The following is a 23764-nucleotide window of genomic DNA, read 5'->3' as shown; positions in this document are numbered from 1 at the left end:
AAATTTTATTGATTTCGCCAATGGTTGAGAGAATGTAATTTGCTGGAAGTAGTTACAAAATGGATTTTTTCATAGTGAAAAAACCTTCTTTTTGATATTTGATTGAGTCTGCTTAAACTTCCAGCTTTACCATCTTGGCGTGGGAAGGCTTTCCTAACTCATTGAGGTAGAACATCATGTAGTAACCTGGTGGGTAAAGATTAGCATTTTTCGGCGCTCTAAATTTGATAGCAGACTCACTTCCTAAAGCAACATTTTCGACTGACAAATCTGCTAATCGTTGCCCATAATCGAAAGAATGAGTAACTGAACCCAACTTAACCAGAACTACAGAACCTGTTTTTGTGGCATCCTTAACTGAGATGCTACTAGATTTACCATAGTTGAGGCTTTCAGGAGCTTTAACTATTTCAGGACGAGTACCCGGCTTAAACAAATAGGGTGGACTGAATATCTCTGCCTGCCAAATTTCAGAAGGGACGAAGGGTTGTTTGTCTCCTTTATCAAGGTCTTCCTTAATAAAATAACTTTGAGGAGATTGGTAATATTCTTCAAGATTGAATTCCTTTACCTTCTCACCTGATTTGTCTGTCAGTTTAGGAAACTTATAATAATATTTCAGAGGATCTCGCTGGATATCAACATGAAGTGTGCCATCTTTTTCCCGTGCTGTTCGATTGGCATTTCCGCCAATAATCAAAATACGAGCATCCGGTAACAAAATTGCCCCATTATGATAAAGCCTGGGCAATTTAGCCGGATTCATAGATATTTTCCCATCAGCTAGGGAAATTAAACTAGGATACCAACGTCCTTCTTTGAGTTGTCCGGCAGCAGACCACTTACCTGTTTTCCAATCATAAAGGTTGACCTGTCTAGAGCCTGTAAAAGCTCCTCCAGGATAGTATCGTCCAGTACCACCCACAAAAAGAATATTACCATCGGCTAATTGCAAATGACCCGAACAAAATAAATCGTTGATTTCTGCATATTGCTGGACTGGTGGCGAAGCAATGCGTTCAAATTTCCCAGTTTCAGGATCTAAAAGGGCAGTATTGTTGATGACATCATAATCTGTGACATTGACTCCTTCTATAAAGGTGGGATTGGGTTCTCCATTGTTAATAACTACGGTATTGCGAAAACTACTACCACTGACGCTCAACACCTTGCCATTGGGAAGAAGTAAAGTATGGACAGATTGCATCAAATTTTCTTTAGCTGCCAGAGGGATGGTTTCCCATTCACCCATTTCTTCTTTAGGGCCGATTATTGACTGAGCGATCGCCTGTTCCCAGCCACAGATAGTAATAGCTACAGCCAAAATAAAAGCCAGAAAAACTGAGACGATCCGATTTTTATTAAATAGCATAAGAATCGAGAAATCTTAAGTACCCGCGCGAAATGAATTGCCCAAGATAGAAGAGGTTAAATGATATTTAAATGAAAAATCTTTTATTTATTATTTAACCCTTTATATTCCCTATGATGGCAAGGAAAAGATAAATAATCGGATTCACAAGTAATGAAAGTCAGTATCTAAATATTTGACGATTGCTCAAAAAAGATAAATCTTTCGATAATTTGGACAGAAATATCTAAGTAATTTAGGATAACTACTTAACATAAATACTTGAGTTTATCCAATTCTGTTCGAGTAACTTTGATGGCTTCGTTGGCAATATCATAGGCACTTGGATATTTGTTTTCAGGATCTTCTCCAGGAATCCAAAACTTACGCCGAGTCAAACGAAGTGAGTTAATAAAAGCAGGAATAGCATTGAAAATTTCTACCGCGATCGGGCCATCATAGACTTGTAAAATTGGTTCTAAAAATGATTGCCAAGGAATCCAGCTTGTATGAAGTGCCCCGCGATCGGGAGGAGAGACTTGTACATAATGAAGTCTTTCTTGTTCGGCAAGATATGCCACTTGTTCTTTGAATATCTCAGCCCCATCACCATCAATAATTTCGTGAGCGCTATCAATCACTACTCCTACTTGTTTACTATCAACTCCATCTAAAAACTCAATTAATTGCGATAATTTGTTAGGGCCAGGGGTTTCCCAATGAGTAATTGGTTCAATTGCTAATTTAACATTTTGTTGCTCTGCGTATTGACCTAACTCATCAAATATTGTCTGAGCATTGCGATAGCGAATTGCTAAATGTTCCTGAAGTTGATCGCTCCAAATTGGAACATTAAAGTCAGTAGTTGGAAATACACCATAAGGAATGACAATCGGCCCCATCATAATTTCACCCCTCAGTGCAGCTGTTATATCAATCCTTGACTTGAGGTACTCTAGTGCTGCTTGTCTTTGTTCATAGTAGGGAGAACTTAGATCGAGGCTACGGGTAGCCCCAACATTAGTAGCAATTTTTACATTTTCTAACCCTTCTGAGTCCAGACTATATCGCAAACTAGCATAATCTTCAATGTCTTTTTCGTAATTTTTATCTTCATTAAATGCAATAGGAAATTCAAAGCCAGTGTAACCAAATTTTTGAAGCTCTTTTATATGCGTTAGAATTGTTTGCCGATATTCAGAATCACTAGGATTCAAATTGGCGGTAAACAGGAAGAAGCTCAGATAAATATCAGGCAAAGATGATGAGTTACTCATGTTAAAATTTGCGTTTATTGTTGGTTAAATCCAAAAATTATGAACTTTGAATTAATAAGTTAAAGCAATTTTACTACCTATTAATTCTCGTCAAATTAGTATCCGTTGCCTGTAAGCCACTGAAGCAAACCTTCAGGATTATCTATGATAGCTTTGGGATCGAACATAGGCCATATATACACAATCCCTTCCTCATCAAGACGGAAGAAGTTGTGCAGAGTATATAGAGTTCCTTTTGTTGTCTTCATCTGCCATACACCGCTTGCTCTCGGATATTGAATAGTAATAGATAGTACGTTCACCTCAGAAACACGAGTTGCAACACCGCTAACAAAACGCACAACTTCTTCACGCCCATTGATAGTCCTTTCACTAATCGGGCTAAGAAATTGAATCTCAGAAGAAAACTGTACCTTTAAAAAGTCACCTGTTCCAAAGGAGCGGAAATAATAGTCAATAATCTCGCGATATTCTTCTTTGCCCTTTTTACATTTGTTCATTTTACAATTCTCCAAAAGTTGTAAAATCGAAGTATTACAAGGGTTTATTATTCCAAATTTGACGACTAATTTTCCAGTTATTATCCTGTTTTTTCATTAACCATAATGCCCGAAATTTAACCAGTTTTGATGGACTACCATCTTTTGGGTGAATTGTGGCAATAGAAATTCCTAAGACATAACCAAAATCGCCAATGACTTCAATTTCTTCGGCAGTGAAAATTGGATCGATCTTGTTGTTAGCAATCTGTTCGCTAAAGCCTTCAACAATGTCATTAATCCCAACGCGATCGGCGACATTCGGCGCCATCCAAAGAGCATCTTCTGTATACATTTCGCCGTAACCACATAAATCTTCAGATTTAACATTAGCGGCATATACTTCTTCAAAGACACTTCTGATCTTTTCTTTATCACTCGATTTCATTCCTATTCTCCGTTGAAATAATGTTTAATTATCTTATTTGCATCTATTGGGCAAATTCCATCATATTTCGCTCTTCGCAATAGAGAATATGACACTGCAAAACGAATTTGCCGATGAAATAACTATAAAAGCCCTAAGGATGTAGTAAATCAATTCAAAATTCATAATCTTTATCTTTTGAATTTTGAATTGACCTACTGATAGTTGCTGAAATAGCTTATAAACCAGTCACATCACGTAGATAACTACGAGCTATTAGTGCGTTTTTCAAAGGATTTGTTTTGTTAGGATCTTGTTCTGCTTCCACTATGAGCCATCCTTCATAGTTGGCATTAGCAAGCTCATTTAAAATTGGTTTAAATTCAATTGCACCTTCTTTAGTGTCTCCTGGAACAGTAAACACACCTTTTTTGATCGAACCTAAAAAGCTCCAACCTTTTTTGATGGACTCATCTAAAACAGGCTGACGAATATTTTTTAGGTGAACGTGCTTGATGCGATCGGCATATTTCTTTGTTACTTCCAGAGGATCAACTCCTGCGTAGTATAAATGACCAGTATCGAGCAGCAAATTAACATATTCGGGATTGGTATTTGCCATCAAGCGATCTATATCAGCCAAGTTTTCTACTCCTGTACCAATATGGGGATGGTAAGATATTTGCATACCTTCCTCCTTTGCTTTTTTACCAAGTTGATTCAACCCTTGAGTCAAAGCATTCCATTGCTCGTCAGTAAACTTTGGTCTGTTAGGCAAAGGTGCAACTGGCTGTTGATGAACTGCGTTACCCAATTCCGCTACCACAATACTTTTGCTACCACCAATTTGTTTCATAAATTGCACCTGTTTCTTGAATTCAGCCCAGGTTTCATCTGTCTTTCCTACAGTGAATTCAGTCCCTACCCAAGGTTCAGAAATAGTCAAGTTACGAAGTTTTAACTCTCTTTTCAAAACTCCGATATCTTCTGGATACTTACCTGATGTTTGCGACCCTTTGAAGCCGGAGAGTGCTATTTCACTCAGAATCTGCTGATAAGGAATACGAGGATAGAGATCAATACTAGGATCGTCACCATTGCTCCAACCCGTGGGCGTAATGCCCAAAGAAACTTTTGCTGGATCGAATATAGGTGTTGTCTTTGAAGGCGGAACTAAAGACACTAAATATGAGTTTTTGTCCCTATTTGTAGCGGCAGTGGCAGGATAATTAAAGTAAGTCATCCCGAAAAATACTAATGCCACTAACACAACTAATAAGCGACCAATATACTTGAATTGATTACAACCTGTAGAGTTACTCATCTTACGTTTTCCTTGTTGTTTCAACATAGTTTAGTTATCCCAAAAAAATATTAGTTTTTTCGATTTTTGCAAGTTAATACTGTGTTTACAATGAGCAGCTAAAACAAATTAAACTTGATTATTGCTCGTTAAAGTGAAAAAACTATTTACCAAATCTTAATTTGAGAAATCATCTTATTATTGGAGATGAAAGTGCTACTGCTGAAAGTACTAAAATTCTCTAATATTTAAAATCACTTTAATTTATACTTTCATAATCAGTTAATAGCTTAATAAAATTTTTAGCATCTTACAAAGTTCATTTTTTAAAGTATTGAGTAACAAAGAATTGATATAGATAAAAATTAGTATTTTTTAACTAAACTTATTCCACAGTAAAAATATATCTTGAATTGGAATTCAGATATAGATTTGGCGTCACGTTTGCAAAAAGATACTTAATTGATTACATAGACAGGAACGATCGCACTAGCTCAAGAAGATGAATAAATTGGGACAATTTTTGTCTAGGAATGGCAATGATTAACAAAAGTTTATTGTGGAAAAAGTTGCAGAAGAATTTTGGCGATCGCCATGCTCTTTTCCTTTACATCAGTTTCTATATTTTTAATCCCTTATCAAGATTCTCTTTGGGTTAATGAGAATTCTTTTTTTGAGCCAAACTTCCTTAAATTTGCCTTCTCATAAGAGCAAGTTTTGGCAATGCTTTACAACAATGTTCGCGCATGGTGGGTTACGAAATTGTACTAACCCACCCTACATTTTTTTGAATTTTCAGGTTTTCAACTCACGCTAAAGCAGGACTCAAGTCTCACTGCAAAGCACCAAACTTAGTGACGTCTCCATTATAGGTAGTTCCGTCAGGCATCAAAGAATTAGATAAATCTGCCCCAGATAGCTTAGTTCCATTCAGCTTGGCTTGTGATAACTTTGTATTTCTCATGAAGGTATTGGACAAATCTGCTCCCGATAGAATAGCTCGAGAGAGAATTGCTGCCCTTAACTTGGCATTTTTCCCTACAGCATTAGACAAATCTGCATCAGAGATAATGGCTTCTGTTAAATCTGCACCCGTTAAATCCGCATTTAACAACTTTGTCTTACTCAGAAGGGCATTATATAAATCTGCTTGAGAAAGATTAGCCTCCGTTAGATCGGCATCTGACAAGGTTACCCCCATGAGTATGGCTCCCGATAAATTGGCTTTTTTTAAATTAGCTCCTTTGAGTTTTGCGTCATTGAGTAGGGCGCCAGAGAGATTGGCTTCTGATAGATTTGCTCCATCAAGTGCACTGGCATACAAATCTTTACCTGATAAATCGGCTTTCGATAGATCGCAATTAACACAGGCGTTTGTCAAAAGCAACTTTTGGTAATCTGTCGCAACGAAAGCGTTAGCGGGCAAAGTAAAGATCGTTAGGCTAACGATAATCCCGATGGCAATAGTAGAGAGTCTACGAAACCAAGATGTAATACTCATGTTTGGTCTTAAAACTAGGAATTGTTGCTATTTTGTCAGGCTCAAAGATGAGTCTTATTTTAGAGGTTTTTCTTCTACAGCAACCGCCCGGATAATATGGAAAGCTTCTAAATTTGTTCCGGGTTTAATGGAATAAAGCGCTGTCATATAAGGGGGAATGGTTGCATGTTCTATCTTCATTGCCTGTATGAGATAGTACTTTAATTGATCGACCGTTGTAATCAACTTTAAGCTATCGGAGACTGTAGTCATAATGTCTACTCGCAATGTTTTTTCGACTGTGTAAGGGGTACTAGGGCGTATCATCAAATAGCCGTAGAACACTATTTAGGGCTGAATTTCAGCCCTCATAAATTTTGCATTCAAACCGCGCCCAAAGCCTTTCTCTGATGAACGTAATCTTAATTGATAACACGCCCTTAAATAGCTTGCAAATTACTTGTTTGCAAATTACTGGTTTGCAAATTATAAGAATTTAATTCTTTAAGCATCTGCTCGGCAGCTCTAAAACTCAGCGCGGCAACGGTCAATGTTGTATTTGAACTACCAATGGTTGGCATACTTCCTGCGCCGACTAGGTAAAGATTTTGATGATCCCAAGAACGCAGATAACTATCAACAACTGAATTGGATCGCGTTGTTCCCATAATATGAGTTCCCGAAAAGTGGTTTCCGCCTTTGTATACGTAACCTTCACCCTCAAACTCAAAATAGGCGGGGTCTTTAGGATCGTAGTTAGTAAAATCTTCTGCTCCTAAACGCCCGAAGATTACACGAGAAACTTTTCTGGTGTATGCAAGGGTTCTGCGACTGTAGTCGGGTAGGTTGAAGTTAATAACGGGACGATAATTACCCAGTTTATCCTTGTGCCTTGGATCTATGGTTACTCGGTTACCGTACTCGGGGAGTAATTCACACATGAAAGCCAGCAGCAGTTGTCGTGAAATTCGACTAATCAATGTCTGGCGAAGTTCTTGGCCATATTTGTTTTTATTGTCAACTGCATCTTCGACTTCACCCTTGGGCGATCCTGTTGCCCATCCCCAACCATCATTATGAATATCTACCGCGAAGGCAGATTGTAATTTACGAAAATCGCCTTTACGAAATGTTCCAATTCCTGATGTCACCAGAGGCCCTCGCATAGTGCCAGTCACTTCAGGCATCAAAGCCCAAGCTAACGTGAAAGGGTGATCCATTAAATGTCGCCCGATCATTCCACTGGTGTTAGGCAACTCAGAGCCGAGCAATAGGCGAGCGTTTTCGACCGCATTAGTCGCTAAGACAAATAATGTTCCTCTAGCGATTCCTGTAGTGTACTCACTAGAATTGGAATTCTCATAATGCTTATAGTGAATGGCACTGATGTGACCGTTTTCGTGGTTATATTCTACCCGATAAGCTACCGCTTGGTAGAGTACATGAACCCGACCGGTTGCAAAGGCTTTACCTAAAGTTCTGCGAGCATCATACTTCGCTTGAACCGGACAGATAGGAACACAGTTAGCGTTTCCTTGGCAACGTTCTCCAAACTGAACAGGAGGGACACTGGTTACTCCGTCGGGAACGAAGCGGTTACCAGCATCGTATTTAGGATTGGGTACTCCATTGCGAGCTTGAGGAAAAGTAGAAAAGCTTAATGTATGGGTTGTGCCATACAGTTCAACTTTAGTCCCATTAACTTTCTCAATGACTTTTTGATCCAAGTAAGAGGGGGGAAGCTTTTCCATAGGAAAAACATAGCCATCTGGAAATTCGATGCCTAGTTGTTTTTGCTCATCTACGTCCCCACAAACCCCCATTTCGTACTCGGCTTTGCGGTAGTACGGCTCAAGGTCTTGATACTCAATTGGCCAGTCAAGACCCTGGCCGTAGTGAGTCAATAACTTGAAATCTTCCGGTAACATCCGTGGGGTTTTTGCTTCCCAGTGCATGGTTGTCCCGCCCAGAACCCTTGTATAGGAACCCGAAAGGGGCATGGGACCTAGCTCTATAAAATAGTCTTTGTAATCAGTGGGGCTTTGAACATTGGAGTTAGCGGGATAAGGAGAGTTGGGATTTTTCTCCACCGCTTTATAGAAGGTCTCGACGTAACTTTGAAAGCCTGCAAGGGTGAAATCTTTTTCTACTGTTTAAGGGAGTAGGAAGTTGTCCCACCCATAATTTAATAAAGTGATGGTTATAAGCTGCGATCGCTACCATCAAGATTTATTTGCAAGAATCAGTGGATTGGATGCAATCAGCTAATTTTGTATTGAAATTCCTTTACTAAGTCAAAAATTATAAAAAAAATCAGCGCAAAAGAAAATCTTAGAGATTGAGCAATGAGGCAATTGAGCGATCGCACAACAAAGATTTACGGCGTTGCTGAATCCAAGTATGAATCATGCGATCGCTGCAATCCGACAAGTGCCGCACATGTTGAGTGGCACGGAACCATACTTGAGATAATGTAAACCAGTCTAATAGAGTGTTTCAGCATTTCTTCTGACTTAGAGTAACAAAAAATTTTACGATGTAGTCTAGCCAAATAATGCCGAAAACGGCTATTTTCGCACATCACGAGTGTCATATAAGTCTTATTTATAGTATTTAAGTACTATATCAAAGTGGCGTACCCAAAGGACATTGCTGAAACTAATAACAGTAATTGGCTGTGTTAAGTATTTTTCAAATCATGAGAAAATGAGTTGAGTATTCATAAAATAAATCTTGTGATTAATAGCTACACCTGTAACCGCATGATATCTAAACTTGCGTACATCGTGAAGAAATTCTACACTCCCAAAAGCTGTATCAGCTAAAATAATTCTATTATATTTTTGCACTCCTTATTTGCCTTTTACGGGTTTGTTCGGTCAGGTGCAAGATGTGAGGTGTAGCATCTAAAGGTATAGTGACAACAGATGAAATAGAAAGAATGTTAAAAGACGCATCTGAAGATAACGGTGATTTAAAACCTGAAGGCTTAAAAAGACTGAAGAACCAAAAAATTATATGAATACTGAAGAATTATTAAACCAAGGATTAAACCACAATTTGCAAGGGAATTATCAAGAGGCGATGCCTCCGGCAACCCCAGAGGGTTACGCAGCTTACACCGAAGCAATCAAGCTCAATCCTAACTATGCGGAAGCTTACCATAATCGGGGGATTATTCTAAGTAGTCAACTCAAAGATTATCGTGGTGCGATCGCAGATTTTAATCGCGCTATAGAAATCAATCCCAATTTTGCCACAGCCTATTATCACCGAGGTAATGCACGTTACTTTTTAGCTGATTACAAAGGAGCAATCGCAGACTATAACCAAGCATTACAAATCGATCCCAATCTCGCCCAATCTTACCACAGCCGGGGTAATGCTTACTTTGCCTTAGAAAAATACGATAAAGCGATCGCTGATTATATCCAAACAATAGAAACTAGTACCCAGTTAGCTGATAATATCAATGTTGATATTGCCAATGCTTATCATAATCGAGGTGTCGCTTGTTTTGAAAGCGGCGATCATCAAGGTGCGATCGCTGATTTTCAACAAGCTTTACAGTGGCATCCCAATTTTGCCGCAGCGTACAGCAATCGGGGTAATATTCACCATATCTTAGGAAATTTTCACGAAGCGATCACTGACCACGACCGAGCATTACAATTAGATCCAAACTTGGCAGAGGCTTATCATAATCGAGGTAATGCCTACTACTCTTTAGCAGAGTATCAAAGTGCGATCGCTAATTACAACCGCGCCCTAGAAATCAATCCTAAGTTTGCCGGAGCATATTACAATCGGGGACTGGTTCTTGCTCATCTCAAAGAATATCACCGAGCAATTGAGGATTTTAACCAAGCATTAAAGTTCAATCCTGATGATGTGCAAGCTTATTCTGAGCGAGGTCTAATTCGTAGTACCCTTGGGGATTATGAGGGTGCGATCGCAGATTATGATCAAGCGTTAAAAGAAAATCCGACTCTAGCTTTAGTATACGGCTTTCGGGCGAATGCTCGTCGCCGACTGGGAAATTATCAAGGTGCAATTGAAGATAGTAATCGCTTATTACAACTCAATCCTAATTTAGCAGAAGGATATTGCGATCGCGCGGCGGCTCGTCGTTCTTTAGGAGATCATAAAGGAGCAATTAAAGATTACGATCGGGCATTGCAATTAAATGATAACTTAGCCGCAGCTTATTACGGTCGGGGGATTGCTCGTGAAGCATTGCAAGATTTACAGGGAGCAATTGATGATAACACCCAAGCAATAGAGTTGGTTCCGGAATTTTCGCAAGCGTACTGCAATCGAGGAAATGCTCGTCGTCTTTTGGGAGATGAACAAGGAGCGATCGCAGATTATAATCAAGCATTAGAAATTAATCCCGATTTAGTTGAAGCATATTACAACCGAGGTTCTACCCATTACGCTTTAGAAGAATATGAAAATGCGATCGCAGATTACACCCAAGCATTACAAATAAATCCCCAATCTGCTGCATTTTACAGCGATCGGGCTAATGCTCACTATGCCCTAGAAGATTATCAAGGGGCAATAGAAGATTATAGTCGGGCGATCGCGATCGACCCTAGCTTTGCTGAAGACTGGTACAATCGGGGTCGTAGCCGTTCTCTATTGGGAGACTTACAAGGGGCGCTTGCAGACTTAAACCAAGCCTTGCTACGTCAGCCTAATTGGGCTTCAGCTTACATTCTTAGGGCAGATGTCTACCGCAATCTAGGAGACTATCAACGAGCAATTACAGATTTCCAGAAATCAGCAGACTTGTATTATCAAGAAGGAAATATCCAGTATTATCAACAAATTATTGAGTTAATTGAACAACTTTGTAATTCGTAATTTTTGTGTTAAATTTCCCTGCTTCATCAAGCAGCGTGTTTTGATGCCCAAATCTAAATCCCCGTCACAAAGCGTAATTGCGTTAGCGAGGAACGAGCGTCATTGCGTTAGCGGAGCGTTAGCCCATTGCGAATTGCGTTAGCGTAGCGGGGCGAAGCCCATTGCGAATTGCGAATTGTTTTAACAAACTTCGGCGGGTTGAAGTCCCCGGCTTCTAACAAGCCGCAAGTTTTGTGGCGGGGTCTAAATCCCCGTTACAAAACGTAATTGCGAATTGCGAATTGCGAATTGCGAATTGTTTTAACACCCTTGCCCCTAGATATAACGAAGGTGGTACACTACATCCATGCTAGGGGTGCCTACATAACCAGGCTGAGATCACACCCTTAACACCTGAGTCTGGGTAATACCAGCGGAGGGAAGCTGTTTATTGAGGAATTACAATATGCGGACAGAATGGGTTGCTAAACGACGTGGGCAGAGTAATGTATCTCAAATGCACTACGCCCGCCAAGGTGTTATCACCGAAGAAATGCACTACGTCGCCCAACGCGAAAATCTCCCTGCTGATCTGATTCGTGAGGAAGTGGCGCGGGGACGAATGATTATCCCTGCTAATATTAATCACACTAATTTAGAGCCGATGGCTATTGGCATCGCTTCTAAATGTAAAGTAAATGCTAATATCGGCGCTTCTCCCAACTCTTCTAATCTTCAGGAAGAAGTTGATAAGCTGAATCTGGCGGTAAAGTACGGTGCTGATACCGTGATGGATTTATCCACAGGCGGCGGTAATTTGGATGAAATTCGCACCGCCATCATCAACGCTTCCCCAGTTCCCATTGGTACAGTGCCAGTTTACCAAGCTTTAGAAAGCGTCCACGGCACAATCGAAAACCTGACTGCTGATGATTTTCTCCATATCATCGAAAAGCACGCCCAGCAAGGAGTAGACTATCAAACTATCCACGCTGGGATTTTGATTGAGCATTTGCCTTTGGTGAGAAGCCGCATCACTGGTATTGTCTCTCGCGGCGGCGGTATTTTGGCGCGGTGGATGCTGCATCACCACAAACAAAACCCGCTTTATACCCACTTCCAAGATATTATTGAGATTTTCAAAAGATATGATGTCTCCTTCAGTTTAGGAGATTCCCTGCGTCCTGGATGTACCCATGATGCCTCAGATGAAGCACAATTAGCTGAATTGAAAACCCTTGGACAGCTAACTCGCAAAGCCTGGGAAGATGATGTACAGGTAATGGTGGAAGGGCCTGGACACGTCCCAATGGATCAAATTGAATTCAACGTCCGTAAGCAAATGGAAGAGTGTTCTGAAGCACCTTTCTATGTTTTGGGGCCATTGGTAACAGACATTGCTCCCGGTTATGATCACATCACTTCAGCCATTGGAGCAGCAATGGCTGGATGGTACGGTACTGCGATGCTGTGCTATGTAACACCGAAAGAACATTTGGGTTTACCAAATGCCGAAGATGTGCGGAATGGGTTGATTGCCTATAAAATAGCGGCTCATGCGGCTGATATTGCTAGACATCGCCCTGGTGCAAGAGATAGAGATGATGAACTTTCTAAGGCGCGTTACAACTTCGATTGGAACCGTCAGTTTGAATTATCACTCGATCCAGAAAGAGCTAAGGAATATCACGATGAAACTTTACCAGCAGATATTTATAAAACTGCTGAGTTTTGTTCGATGTGTGGGCCTAAGTTCTGCCCAATGCAAACTAAGGTTGATGCTGATGCACTGACAGAATTAGAGAAGTTCTTGGCGAAAGAGGCGGTGACTCACGGCTAATAGATTGTCTTCTGTCGTTAGAATAGTTTTTCATCCGCAAAACTAGACGTGCTTTGGGGCAATTCATGAATTGCCCCTACCTCAAAACCAGAGTTTCGGCTCTTGTGTACGAACTTCCGAGTAAAAAGGCTCAACTGTCAAGTAAAAAGGCTCAACTTCCGAGTAAAAAGGCTCAACTGTCAAGTAAAAAGGCTCAACTGTCGAGCAAAAAGGCTCAACTGTCGAGTAAAAAGGCTCAACTGTCGAGTAAAAAGGCTCAACTGTCGAGTAAAAAGGCTCAACTGTCGAGTAAAAAGGCTCAACTGTCGAGTAAAAAGGCTCAACTGTCGAGTAAAAAGGTGGGAATGAATACAAAAATCACCTTGATAGGCTAGGAATTGGGTGGGTATTTTCCCAGGTAATTTAAATTATGCGATCGCTCACCCAGCCTATAATTATCCTTAAACCAATACCCTCAATAGGGTTCGGTTAAGGTAAGAGACGCGATAAATCACCGTCTCTACAAAGGACTGAATTATTGTAAAGACGGCGATTTATCGCGTCTTTGCGTGGCGTGTTATCAAAAAATCGGCGTTGCTGATTCCATGTATGAAAATGATTTTGCATAATACCAAAATCCTTGTAGAGACGAAGAAAAGCTACGTCTCTACATCCAGATTCATACTTCAATTCAGCAACGCCAAAAAATCTGATCCGAACCGTATTGCCAATATCCTTGGTCTAAAATCCAATTTCAATGGTGAAACTGCGAATCTTTCCTGTATCTGCGTCAGCTTTATCTGAAACTTCCAAAGTCCAGGTTCCTTGGGGATTTTTACCTTTAAAAGCAGCAAGTTTAAGGGTATTTATCTCGTCATAAGTAGTTTTAATATTATCTGTAGCTCCACCCTGGCGATCGTGCAGAATTACAGGAAGTACGCCTGTTTGCGCTGGGGGAAGCAGAGTAACTATAAGATCCCCAATAAAAGTATGCTCGATGTCTACATTAACTTTGATAGATTTTATCAGGTTAGTACTAGCGATCGCCAACGACAATGTTGATTTTTGTAAGTCGTTAATTGGGACATCTTGCACTGCCTGAAATCTGCTGATGGGTGATATTTCCGGTGGCTTGGCCAATTCTACAGCTTTCAGAGCATTCATGCGGCCGTAACCGTAGAAGGGACTACGACCATTAGGATCATATTTACCTCCAGCTTGATCAATGCGATCGCAAGAGCGTTTAATAATATCTCGCACTTCGTCCCAACGCAGATTTGGGTTTTTGGCAATAATTAGGGCTGCTACACCAGCCGCACCTGGACAAGCACTGGAAGTTCCGCCGAATTGGTTTGTGTAGTTACCTGGAACGTCACCCAGATTCCGATTACCCGAATTATACCCAACTACACCAGAGCGATCGGTTGTCCAAATTCCAGTGGTTTGAGAACTATCGCCATTGTTGCTGGGGAAGGTACACCAGACCGCCTGACCAAAGTCACTGTAAGCGCTTCTCGTGCCGTAGTCGTTACAAGCTGCCACAGCAATCACCTTTTGGTAGCTGGCGTAGCCATCATTATCCACGCTTTCGTTACCATTGCCAGCCGCGAAGAAAATTACACAGCCCTTGCCGTTGCGTCCTTTATTAATAGCAAACTCCATAGCAAGGCGTGTGGAATCAGGCAGAGGTACTTTCTGCTTGTGTACGGGATCGTTTGGCTCATACCAAACACCATCTGCGGGCCCCCAGCTACAAGAAATTACATCAGCACCATTTTGAGCCGCCCAAACAAAAGCATCTGCTTCATCCTGCGACCCCAGCGCCGAAGCTAAACGAATCGGCATCAGCTTTGCACCCGGTGCTACACCAGATGCACCAAAGTTGCCGTTTGCACAAGCTACTCCTGCACAGCCTGTCCCGTGGTTATTGTCGTTTCCGGGTCTTGGATTGTCAGTTTTACGTGTGACATCACGCGGAGCAACAATTTTTCCAGAGGAACGGAACTCTTCATGATCGAGATCCACACCGTCGTCAATAATTGCAATAATCGTCCCAGTGCCATCGCTCAACTTCCAAGCTGCCTCAACGTTGACATGGGCGTTAATTACCTTACCATTAATTGTTGTTTGTTTTAAGTGCCACTGCTGCCAGAAAACCTGACGTTGGCGTAACTCCCGCACTAGTTCAGGATGGCACAGATCAACTGATTCTTCATTCAAAAGTCTTTCGGCGATGTCAAAGATGGCTATACCAGTATTTGCAGATGCACTGACAAAGTAAGCATTTGGTGTATATTCCAGTTGGCGTTTAATTGTTAAGTCGTAACGTTTTAAGACCTCTTGGCAGACCGTTAACTCTTCTTCGCTATGGAATTTAAGGAAGAGGTTTTCGGTGTAAATTATAGGCTGTTGGGATATTGGATCGACAAGAACACGTCCGGCAAATTGGACTTCAGGCTCTTGGTTGAGAATATCACGGGCGCGATCGCGCAAAGCAACACCTTCAGTCGGAACTTTCGCCCGCAAAATTTCTACACCCGCTTGCCGAAACCGTGTTGCTAACTCGAATTCATTTAGGATACTGCGAGCTGTAGGTGATACTGGTGCGACTTCAAAGGGTCTTGCACCAATAAGAGCGCTGCGGCTTTCGGTACGCACTACAAGATGTTCGTCACTAATAGCAAGTTCATATTGTTGGCCATTCTGCCCACCATAACGAACTTGAACCATAATTTTATCTCCTGGGATATTTGGAATATTACTATCTTAAAAATTGGGCATTGGAATGGGCAAAACCGCATCATGCGTTGTGTTCTTGCAGCGTGCGCTTAATATTTACGTTTAGTTTATCGATGCTTCTGATTTCATGTGTTATATGTGTATTACGGTTTAAAAAGATACAAATTAAATAGAATTTAATCTATCTAATACCAAATTATTGTGAAGCTGCATGAAACTACAGAAAGCTGGAATGATTGCCAAGCATAGTTTATAGCCTTTTGATTCTATTAGGACTTACGCACACTCTACGAATTCTCGGCGCTCTTGGCGTCTTGGCGATTCGAGAAATTAAGCTTTTTAGCAATTTTTGCGTAAGTCCTATCTATGCAACTTCATACAAAATTGGTATAAGTTCATACAAGCCTTTGATTCGTCTTTCCAGAAAAGAGGGATTTAAGGTCATTGAAAAACGCTATAACATCATTAGAACTTGAAAAAATGTTTTATTTTCCGGCAGAGTATTTTCTACAGGTCTACTCTTTACCCCTGATTCCTGAAGTGACATTTCAAAAAGATTACTTTTCTGAGTATCCTGAACAAATTCGCGTTGGCAGCGATGCCTACACCGGGCTACACCTACGCACTGCTGTATCTTACACTCGTAAGCCTGGATATTATGCAATACATTACAATCAACCCAAGACCCTGGTAACAGGAGCAATTTTACAACTTAACGATGGTAAAATAGCAGTTTTTCCAGGGGAACCCAATCAATCAGAACAGGGAACACTAAGTCCAATTTACACATTACAACCAAATGGTTCCTTAGCAGTACCAACCGGGCTTATTTTCATCCGCTTTGCTGAAAACGTTGATGTGAAGTCGCAGCGCGAGGTAATTAATCGAGCCGGTTACGAAATAGTAGAAAGCCTTCCTTATGCACCTCACACCGCTTGGTTGCGTGCCCAATCAGGTAATATTGCAGATGCGATCGCCCGGATTCCTCAGTTAGAAGCGATACCTAAAGTTGAGAATATCGAACCTCAGATGCTTATGGAAAGAGGCTTGAGGCTAGGGCATTGATTTTCTTAGAAATGAGCCTAATATTTGCATCTATCTGATTTTATTTTTGAATTTTGAATTGTTAACCTTTTGCACTCTCCAGTATTGAAATGCGATCGCAGTGGTTACAATTGCGAGAAACTAAAAACAGATTAATTAGGAGAGGAGAACCTAATGAGTTGGACTAAAGTTCTTGCAGTCGAAGCACTTTCCCCAGGTACGCGACAAGTAGTGAAAGTTGGCAACCGGAAAATTCTGGTTTTGAACCACGAAAATCAGCTTTATGCAGTAGATAACAACTGTCCCCACTTAAAATTACCGTTGAAAAATGGGAAAATCACTGAAGATGGAGCAATAGTTTGTACCTTCCATCGCAGTGCTTTTGACCTACAGACTGGTGAGGTAAAAGGCTGGTGTTCCTGGCCACCTGGTGTAGGTAAAGTACTCTCAATGGTTTCGCCACAAAAAGTATTGCCAGTATTTCCTATTCGTGTAGAAGAAGGTAGCATCTGGGTTGATGTACAAGAGGAATAGCGCCATCTATTTTTTAGAAGTTAATACCAATTTAAAAAAAGAATGCGACAAATAGATCATTTGTAGAGACGCGATTCATCGCGTCTTTACCCAAGGATGTGTTGCAATCATCAATTGAAATGGTATAAGCGACAAAAACCCCAGCCGATAAGTTTAGCTGGGGTTTTTCTCAAAATGCAACTATTTCAGAGATATAAGAACTATTCAGGGTAAGCGCATCTAATTTTGTAGCTCTTGATACAGACAAAAAGCTTAAAACTCTATCTGAATATCAGTTTTTCATTCAAAATAGGACAAATTGTCGTAAATGATTGAAAAAACATGGGTCAAATAGCTTTTTATGTTTTTTGACCACATAAATACGAAAATGTCAATCCCACCCCTTGGCTCAGTGTAGTAATTTTGAACTTATTTGTGCTTTGGTTGAACCCCAAAACCACCGTGTCAATAGGGTTTGAGATGCGCTAACCCTGAAGAACTATTGAATCAGAGAAAACATTTTCTCAAGTAACTTAAACACTTTGTTGTGATGTAATGTTGGGTTGTGTATTACCATTACCAGCTTCTATAGAAGCTGTAGCATTTTGAGATTGACCTAAATTCACTTTGAATACCTTGTTTTGCTCTTGCTCCAGTTTAGGTAAAGTTAGAATTAAAATCCCATCTTTCATGTCTGCCTTAACTTGTTGATTCTGAACTTTGCTTGGTAGAGGAACTACTCTAGTAAAGTTGCCATACCGAAATTCAGAATGAACTTTGGCGTTAGATTCGGAATGTTTTTCGTAACGATGTTCACCAGCAATCGAAACTGCATCTTGAGTAACTTGAACATCAAGGTTTTTAGCTTCTACGCCTGGAATCTCAACTCTTAATACGAACTCTGAACCATTGTCAGATAATTCAACAGCAGGAACCCAGGCTGTTCTCGGTGATGCAGAAATTTCAGAGTTGCCGCGCTCGGCTGCTGTAAGCTCAGAGAAGAGTTGATCCATTTGACGACGTAAAATCTCCATTTCACGGAATGGTTCCCAGCGAATGAGTGCCATATCTCAATCTCTCCTTAACTTTCTAATTGACTTTTAAGTAATCAAACTAAGTTTTAGGGGGATGTAGAGGTTTCAGATATTTAATCAATTATTGAACCTCTACGTTTTGAGAGAGAAGCTTTGTTTGGTTTGTTTCTTCTCTCTAGAAACTAATTTAATAAAAGGAAAATCTAAAAAAAGTTGGGTAAACCGTACAGACATAAGTTGGATTTACCGTATCAAACAAAAAAAGGATGAAAAGCTTGAGAATAGTTGATGTTAAAGTATCTTCTTACCGTAGCAATTGACTTATGCACAAGAACGCACAGCAAATTCTCCATTCATGAACAGTGAATGCCAAACTGGGAGCGATACTGGATTGTTGATGCCCAGAAAGGGTATCTTTAAAAATTAATGCGACGATAGATTTCAGTCAGGGGAATTTCTACGTTTAAACTATGTGCGATCGCTAAATACTAGGGAAGCAAGATTTGTGAACCGCCACCAGCTACGACGCAGTATTGGTTTTAAGCAAAGCCTTGACGGCAAATCCTACCCGCATCGGCATTCAGAAAACACTTGCAAAGCCTCTATTCTCCGTTAAAGGTGCAACGGGAGTCATTCAATTTCAAGGGAGCGATCGCCTCAATGGCAAAATTACAATGGTTACAGTGCGCCGCAATTGTAATTCTAACAATTTTGTGCCTATAGTCAGCACTTACAAAGCTATCGGGTGCTTTTAAATCCTTGAATGGGGCAGAGGTAGCTTTCGTACCTAACTAAATCTGCCTTCTTGAATTGCTAAATATGCAATCATTTTGCAGTAGAATTAATCGTCTAGATAAGAGGAGGGCTTTTAGATGACTCGTGTCATCATTGTGCGCCACGGTCAAAGCGGTTATAACACCGAGCGGCGTATTCAGGGACGCACTGATGCGTCAACATTAACCGAAAAAGGTCGTAACGATGCCAGTATTGTTGGCAAAGCCCTCAGCAATATTTTATTTAATGCGATTTACAGCAGCCCCCTGCAACGAGCGAAACACACAGCAGATATTATCCATAATGAGTTAGCTACTCATCCTGAACAGTCTGCTGTAATCCAAGTTTCTGATTTGCTGCTAGAAATTGACTTACCTTTATGGGAAGGACTGCTAACTGCTGAAGTTAAGCAGAAATTTGCCGAAGACTACCGCACTTGGCATCAACGCCCCGACGAACTGCGGATGCTGCTAAATGATGCACAAGGAACAAGAGAACATTTTCCTGTTCTTGCTTTATACGAACAAGCGCAGCTCTTTTGGCAAGAAACTTTGTCCCAACATCAAGGCGAAACTATTCTCATAGTGGGACATAACGGCATTAATCGCGCCCTGATTAGCACAGCCTTGGGAATCCCCCCAAGTCGTTACCATTCAATACAGCAATCTAACTGTGGCATCAGCGTACTAAATTTTGCTGGAGGATTGGGGGAACCAGTTCAGCTAGAATCCTTAAATCAGACGCAACACACTGGAGAAAGTCTACCCTCATTGCGACCGGATCATCAAGGAATACGCTTATTATTAGTGCGTCACGGCGAAACTGAATGGAATCGCCAAACCAGGTTTCAAGGGCAAATCGATGTCCCCCTCAACGACAACGGTAGACAACAGTCGCAAAAAGCAGGCGAATTTCTCCAAGGCGTAGCGATTGATTATGCTGTAAGTAGTCCAATGCTGCGCCCGAAAGAAACAGCAGAGATCATCCTAAAACAACATCCTAATGTAAAGTTAGACCTGCAAGATGGTTTAAGAGAAATCAGCCACGGACTCTGGGAAGGAAAATTTGAAGCCGAAATAGAACAAGAATTTCCCGGAGAGTTGCAGCGCTGGCGATTAGTGCCAGCCCAAGTGCAAATGCCTGAAGGAGAAAATTTGCAAGAGGTGTGGGAACGTAGTGTTGCAGCTTGGCAATCAATTGTAGAAACTGCATCAACTAATCAATTCAAAACTGTATTAGTAGTAGCTCACGACGCAACTAATAAAACCTTACTTTGTCACGTTTTAGGTTTATCGCTGGAAAATTTCTGGAATTTCCGTCAGGGTAATGGCGCAGTTAGTGTTATCGATTATCCTTGTGGAATCGATAGTATACCAGTATTGCAAGCGATGAACATCACCGCTCACTTCGGCAGAGGCGTACTAGATAAAACAGCAGCAGGGGCGTTGTAAAAAAGAGACGCGATGAATCGCATCTGTACAAGAGAGACGCGATGAATCGCATCTGTACAAGAGAGACGCGATGAATCGCGTCTGTTAGGAATAAAGTTAGGAGTGAAAAATTATGAGTGATGAATAAAGTTAGAAGTGATGAGTGAGGAACAAATAACTCTTGTACAGACGCGATGAATCGCGTCTCTACCTCTAACTCTTGTACAGACGCAATTAATCGCGTCTCTACCCCTAACTCATAATTAAAAACTTTTATGATTGAACTGCTGCAAAAAGTACGGGTAATTGACCCAGTTTCTAAAATCGATGAACTCTTTGATGTGCTGATTGCTGATGGTTATATTCAAGAAGTGGCTTCGCACATTACTGATATTAGCCCCGATACTCCAATTAGAGATTGTCGGGGATTAGTTATCGGGCCGGGGTTAGTGGATTTGTACAGCCATTCCGGTGAACCAGGATTTGAAGAACGAGAAACCTTGTTGTCTCTCTTACAATCTGCTACTGCTGGCGGCTTTACTAGAATTAGTATCTTACCCAATACATCCCCAGCTATTGATAACCCTGCACTTGTGGCACAGTTGCAGCAAAAGAGACACTGGAAAATGAAAGAGAGCGAAAAAATTAATTCAGCTCCCTCTACCTCCCCTGCCTCCCCTGCTCCCCCTGCCTCTCCTCTCCCCCTGCTTCATATCTGGGGTGCTATCACCCTAGATGTTGCTGGCAAGCAAATGACGGAATTGGCAGATTTAGCGTCTGCTGGAGTTGTTGGTTTTAGCGATGGTAAGCCTTTAGAGAATTTGGCGCTGGTGCGGCGAGTGTTAGAGTATGTCCAGCCGTTGGGTAAACCAGTAGCATTTTGGCCTAGCGATCGCCAGTTATCAGCAAATGGTGTAATGAGAGAAGGAGCAGATGCTCTGCGTTTCGGTTTACCCCCAATACCCGCCAGCGCCGAAACTACTGCGATCGCTGCAATAGTTGAATTGGTTGCAACTATAGGTACACCAGTCCATATTATGCGCGTTTCTACATCTCGCAGCGTGGAACTCATTGCTTCAGCTAAGGCTGCTGGTTTACCCATCACCGCCAGCACCACCTGGATGCATCTTTTACTTGATACAAAAGCGATTAAGAGTTATAACACTAGCTTGCATTTAGACCCACCGTTAGGAAATTCTAGTGATGTGGCAACGTTACGCGCAGGAGTGCGTGCAGGTGTGATAGATGCGATCGCTATTGATCACACACCCTACAGCTACGAAGAAAAAGTCCAAGCCTTTGCCGAAGCACCTCCAGGGGCAATTGGTTTAGAGTTAGCATTACCTTTGCTGTGGCAATATCTCGTTGAAACTGAAGAATTTACAGCTTTAGAATTATGGCGGGCATTGAGTACTAGTCCAGCAGAGTGTTTGGGGCAAAAAGTTAGTGCGATTCTACCTCATCAACCAGCAGAACTTACTTTATTTGATCCCCAGCAAACCTGGAAAGTCGAACGGAAAAATCTTTATACACTTTCACAAAATACACCTTGGCTAGGACAACAGTTGAAGGGTCATGTTGTGCAAACCTGGTGTTGAAAAATGCAAAATACTCTAAGAGCTATGACTTTTTAGAGGATGTCTGATTGAAACAGTGCATAATTAATCAGAATACCATAAATTGATAACAATAAATGACTACTATAAATACCCCGACGGGGATATTGCTACGCCCAGCGTCTTGTAGAGAAGCGTGGCCTTTGTCAACGCAATTTGTCAAAAATATTGAATTAGCGGTGTACTGAAGTTAACAACTCTAAAATTTATGGTTGTGAAGTCTATTTATGAGTTATAAGTTATGATTTATGAGTTTTATTTCTAACAACTCCTAATTTCTAACTTTTTACCTGTACTACTCGTGAATCTACGCCGCCTGATTCCTATTTTTGATAGTTCAGTTTCCAACTGGGCATTAGAAGCGCGGCTGTTGCGCTGGTTAACGTTGATTTGGCTGTTCGTCGGCTTAATCATGCTATTTTCAGCATCCTATCCTGTCGCTGATGCCCGTCATGAAGATGGATTGTACTACTTTAAGCGTCAACTCCTTTGGGTCTTAGTTTCCTTAATCGGATTCAATATTATTGTTAATTCGCCATTGCAGAAAATTTTGAGAGTATCCCATTGGTTTTTATTAGTGTTTTTGACGTTAATTTTTATTACATTAATCCCAGGATTAGGAAAAAAGGCTTTTGATGCAGCGCGTTGGATTGCGATCGGGCCTATTCCGATTCAACCCTCAGAATTAATTAAACCTTTTTTGGTGCTGCAAAGTGCGCGGCTTTTTGGTCAGTGGGAACGAATCAGTTGGCGGGTTCGCTTGGCTTGGTTGGGTATTTTCGGTCTGGTACTTTTAGGAATTCTTGCTCAACCTAACTTGAGTACAACAGCACTTTGCGGTATGACTATTTGGCTAATTGCTTTAGCAGCTGGCTTACCTTACAAGTACCTGGGAGGAACAGCAATTGGCGGAGTGATGTTGGCACTACTGAGTATTAGCATCAAAGAGTATCAGCGTAAGCGGGTGATGTCATTCCTCGACCCGTGGGCAGATGCGACAGGAGATGGCTACCAGTTGGTGCAAAGTTTACTAGCTGTGGGTTCTGGTAAAACTTGGGGAGCTGGATTTGGGCTTTCTCAACAAAAGCTGTTTTATTTACCCATTCAGGATACTGATTTTATTTTTGCGGTGTTCGCTGAAGAGTTTGGCTTTGTTGGCAGTATGGTATTGTTGGCACTTTTAGCTACATTCGCCACTCTTGGATTAATCGTGGCGCTGAAGGCTAAAAATACAGTACATCGATTGGTGGCGATCGGCGTGACGATTTTGATGGTAGGACAATCATTGCTTCACATTGGTGTTGCTACAGGTTCTCTACCTACTACTGGCTTACCTTTGCCCATGTTTAGTTACGGTGGTAATTCCATGATTGCTAGCTTAATAGCTGCTGGGTTGCTGATTCGGGTAGCACGCGAGAGTAGCGAAGCTGAGGTCGTACCGTTGCAAAAACCCTTGTTGGAAAATGGCCGCAGACGCCGGAGTTTTCATAACAATAGGAATTAAGCTAACAAAAGCGGCATCGCAGGAATTAAATAAATTATGGAAAACCTCAAACATTTATAAGGTGTATCAAAGTTCATCACAATTCTAGCAATTACATACTCCATCTATTGACCGATATGAAGACCA

The 23764-nt window shown here is 41.2% G+C and carries 19 protein-coding genes, 1 pseudogene and 1 riboswitch; of the genes and pseudogenes, 9 read left to right on the top strand and 11 right to left on the bottom strand.

Annotation, left to right across the window (positions count from 1 at the left end):
• Positions 1 to 112 precede the first annotated feature (112 nt).
• The 9 genes and pseudogenes from CDC33_RS18315 to CDC33_RS18275 all read right to left on the bottom strand — a co-directional run.
• Positions 113 to 1372, bottom strand: a complete 1260-nt coding sequence (locus tag CDC33_RS18315) for a galactose oxidase early set domain-containing protein (protein WP_109009692.1) — start codon at positions 1370 to 1372, stop codon at positions 113 to 115.
• Positions 1373 to 1620: 248 nt separating this feature from the next.
• Complete coding sequence (locus CDC33_RS18310) at positions 1621 to 2628, bottom strand: sugar phosphate isomerase/epimerase family protein (RefSeq protein WP_109009691.1); 1008 nt, start codon at positions 2626 to 2628, stop codon at positions 1621 to 1623.
• A 95-nt stretch (positions 2629 to 2723) separates the two neighbouring features.
• Positions 2724 to 3128 carry a DUF4904 domain-containing protein gene (locus CDC33_RS18305; protein ID WP_109009690.1) on the bottom strand — a complete coding sequence of 135 codons (405 nt, stop codon included), beginning with the start codon at positions 3126 to 3128 and terminating at the stop codon, positions 2724 to 2726.
• A gap of 34 nt (positions 3129 to 3162) precedes the next feature.
• Positions 3163 to 3555 (bottom strand): YybH family protein, encoded by a 393-nt coding sequence (locus CDC33_RS18300; protein WP_109009689.1) that lies wholly within the window; start codon positions 3553 to 3555, stop codon positions 3163 to 3165.
• 217 nt (positions 3556 to 3772) lie between these two features.
• Positions 3773 to 4858, bottom strand: a complete 1086-nt coding sequence (gene iolE, locus CDC33_RS18295; RefSeq protein ID WP_109012626.1) for a myo-inosose-2 dehydratase — start codon at positions 4856 to 4858, stop codon at positions 3773 to 3775.
• An 811-nt stretch (positions 4859 to 5669) separates the two neighbouring features.
• Positions 5670 to 6338, bottom strand: coding sequence for a pentapeptide repeat-containing protein (locus tag CDC33_RS18290; RefSeq protein WP_109009688.1), 669 nt, complete (start codon positions 6336 to 6338; stop codon positions 5670 to 5672).
• 54 nt (positions 6339 to 6392) lie between these two features.
• A complete protein-coding gene (locus tag CDC33_RS18285) occupies positions 6393 to 6590 on the bottom strand; it encodes a ferritin-like domain-containing protein (protein ID WP_244919266.1) in 198 nt (65 codons plus the stop codon).
• 167 nt (positions 6591 to 6757) lie between these two features.
• Entirely contained in the window at positions 6758 to 8317 is a 1560-nt protein-coding gene (locus CDC33_RS18280) for a GMC family oxidoreductase (RefSeq protein ID WP_244919265.1), read from the bottom strand.
• A gap of 405 nt (positions 8318 to 8722) precedes the next feature.
• A pseudogene (locus tag CDC33_RS18275) lies at positions 8723 to 8925 on the bottom strand (IS1 family transposase); the annotation flags it as partial.
• Positions 8926 to 9335: 410 nt separating this feature from the next.
• Between CDC33_RS18275 and CDC33_RS18270 the strand changes: the two are divergent.
• From CDC33_RS18270 to CDC33_RS18260, 3 genes are all read left to right on the top strand, one after another.
• Entirely contained in the window at positions 9336 to 11186 is a 1851-nt protein-coding gene (locus CDC33_RS18270; protein ID WP_109009686.1) for a tetratricopeptide repeat protein, read from the top strand.
• Positions 11187 to 11527: 341 nt separating this feature from the next.
• A riboswitch (TPP riboswitch) is annotated at positions 11528 to 11624 on the top strand.
• Positions 11625 to 11631: 7 nt separating this feature from the next.
• Positions 11632 to 13005 (top strand): phosphomethylpyrimidine synthase, encoded by a 1374-nt coding sequence (thiC, locus tag CDC33_RS18265; RefSeq protein WP_109009685.1) that lies wholly within the window; start codon positions 11632 to 11634, stop codon positions 13003 to 13005.
• Positions 13006 to 13070: 65 nt separating this feature from the next.
• Positions 13071 to 13379: a hypothetical protein gene (locus tag CDC33_RS18260; RefSeq protein ID WP_109009684.1), complete on the top strand. Its 309-nt coding sequence runs from the start codon at positions 13071 to 13073 to the stop codon at positions 13377 to 13379.
• A 346-nt stretch (positions 13380 to 13725) separates the two neighbouring features.
• On the opposite strand, the gene CDC33_RS18255 is transcribed toward CDC33_RS18260, so the two are convergent.
• The gene (locus CDC33_RS18255) at positions 13726 to 15714 is read right to left on the bottom strand and encodes a S8 family serine peptidase (RefSeq protein WP_109009683.1); all 1989 of its coding nucleotides are present in this window, start codon (positions 15712 to 15714) and stop codon (positions 13726 to 13728) included.
• Between the two features lie 453 nt (positions 15715 to 16167).
• On the opposite strand from CDC33_RS18255, the gene CDC33_RS18250 reads away from it, so the two are divergent.
• Both CDC33_RS18250 and CDC33_RS18245 read left to right on the top strand, forming a co-directional pair.
• A complete protein-coding gene (locus tag CDC33_RS18250; protein WP_244919264.1) occupies positions 16168 to 16788 on the top strand; it encodes a hypothetical protein in 621 nt (206 codons plus the stop codon).
• Positions 16789 to 16941: 153 nt separating this feature from the next.
• A complete protein-coding gene (locus CDC33_RS18245) occupies positions 16942 to 17301 on the top strand; it encodes a Rieske (2Fe-2S) protein (RefSeq protein WP_109009681.1) in 360 nt (119 codons plus the stop codon).
• A 512-nt stretch (positions 17302 to 17813) separates the two neighbouring features.
• On the opposite strand, the gene CDC33_RS18240 is transcribed toward CDC33_RS18245, so the two are convergent.
• The gene (locus CDC33_RS18240) at positions 17814 to 18347 is read right to left on the bottom strand and encodes an Hsp20/alpha crystallin family protein (RefSeq protein WP_109009680.1); all 534 of its coding nucleotides are present in this window, start codon (positions 18345 to 18347) and stop codon (positions 17814 to 17816) included.
• A 500-nt stretch (positions 18348 to 18847) separates the two neighbouring features.
• Here CDC33_RS18240 and CDC33_RS18235 point away from each other — a divergent pair, with 500 nt between their 5' ends.
• From CDC33_RS18235 to CDC33_RS18220, 4 genes are all read left to right on the top strand, one after another.
• Positions 18848 to 19069 carry a hypothetical protein gene (locus tag CDC33_RS18235; RefSeq protein WP_219930044.1) on the top strand — a complete coding sequence of 74 codons (222 nt, stop codon included), beginning with the start codon at positions 18848 to 18850 and terminating at the stop codon, positions 19067 to 19069.
• A gap of 117 nt (positions 19070 to 19186) precedes the next feature.
• Entirely contained in the window at positions 19187 to 20539 is a 1353-nt protein-coding gene (locus CDC33_RS18230; RefSeq protein WP_109009679.1) for a histidine phosphatase family protein, read from the top strand.
• Between the two features lie 254 nt (positions 20540 to 20793).
• Entirely contained in the window at positions 20794 to 22116 is a 1323-nt protein-coding gene (locus CDC33_RS18225) for a dihydroorotase (RefSeq protein ID WP_109009678.1), read from the top strand.
• Between the two features lie 319 nt (positions 22117 to 22435).
• Positions 22436 to 23638, top strand: a complete 1203-nt coding sequence (locus CDC33_RS18220) for an FtsW/RodA/SpoVE family cell cycle protein (RefSeq protein WP_109009677.1) — start codon at positions 22436 to 22438, stop codon at positions 23636 to 23638.
• Positions 23639 to 23764: the final 126 nt, after the last annotated feature.

The sequence above is a fragment of the Nostoc commune NIES-4072 genome, from assembly GCF_003113895.1.
Classification (GTDB): domain Bacteria; phylum Cyanobacteriota; class Cyanobacteriia; order Cyanobacteriales; family Nostocaceae; genus Nostoc; species Nostoc commune.
This window is presented reverse-complemented; position numbering and strand designations above follow the sequence as displayed.

Bases quoted from the DNA above. Each gene is read 5' to 3' on its own strand.
- iolE (WP_109012626.1), bottom strand. From the start codon at position 4,858: ATGAGTAACTCTACAGGTTGTAATCAATTCAAGTATATTGGTCGCTTA.
- CDC33_RS18300 (WP_109009689.1), bottom strand. From the start codon at position 3,555: ATGAAATCGAGTGATAAAGAAAAGATCAGAAGTGTCTTTGAAGAAGTA.
- CDC33_RS18285 (WP_244919266.1), bottom strand. From the start codon at position 6,590: ATGACTACAGTCTCCGATAGCTTAAAGTTGATTACAACGGTCGATCAA.
- CDC33_RS18315 (WP_109009692.1), bottom strand. From the start codon at position 1,372: ATGCTATTTAATAAAAATCGGATCGTCTCAGTTTTTCTGGCTTTTATT.
- CDC33_RS18310 (WP_109009691.1), bottom strand. From the start codon at position 2,628: ATGAGTAACTCATCATCTTTGCCTGATATTTATCTGAGCTTCTTCCTG.
- CDC33_RS18240 (WP_109009680.1), bottom strand. From the start codon at position 18,347: ATGGCACTCATTCGCTGGGAACCATTCCGTGAAATGGAGATTTTACGT.
- CDC33_RS18230 (WP_109009679.1), top strand. From the start codon at position 19,187: ATGACTCGTGTCATCATTGTGCGCCACGGTCAAAGCGGTTATAACACC.
- CDC33_RS18305 (WP_109009690.1), bottom strand. From the start codon at position 3,128: ATGAACAAATGTAAAAAGGGCAAAGAAGAATATCGCGAGATTATTGAC.
- CDC33_RS18260 (WP_109009684.1), top strand. From the start codon at position 13,071: ATGAATTGCCCCTACCTCAAAACCAGAGTTTCGGCTCTTGTGTACGAA.
- CDC33_RS18290 (WP_109009688.1), bottom strand. From the start codon at position 6,338: ATGAGTATTACATCTTGGTTTCGTAGACTCTCTACTATTGCCATCGGG.
- thiC (WP_109009685.1), top strand. From the start codon at position 11,632: ATGCGGACAGAATGGGTTGCTAAACGACGTGGGCAGAGTAATGTATCT.
- CDC33_RS18280 (WP_244919265.1), bottom strand. From the start codon at position 8,317: ATGCCCCTTTCGGGTTCCTATACAAGGGTTCTGGGCGGGACAACCATG.
- CDC33_RS18270 (WP_109009686.1), top strand. From the start codon at position 9,336: ATGAATACTGAAGAATTATTAAACCAAGGATTAAACCACAATTTGCAA.
- CDC33_RS18255 (WP_109009683.1), bottom strand. From the start codon at position 15,714: ATGGTTCAAGTTCGTTATGGTGGGCAGAATGGCCAACAATATGAACTT.
- CDC33_RS18245 (WP_109009681.1), top strand. From the start codon at position 16,942: ATGAGTTGGACTAAAGTTCTTGCAGTCGAAGCACTTTCCCCAGGTACG.
- CDC33_RS18225 (WP_109009678.1), top strand. From the start codon at position 20,794: ATGATTGAACTGCTGCAAAAAGTACGGGTAATTGACCCAGTTTCTAAA.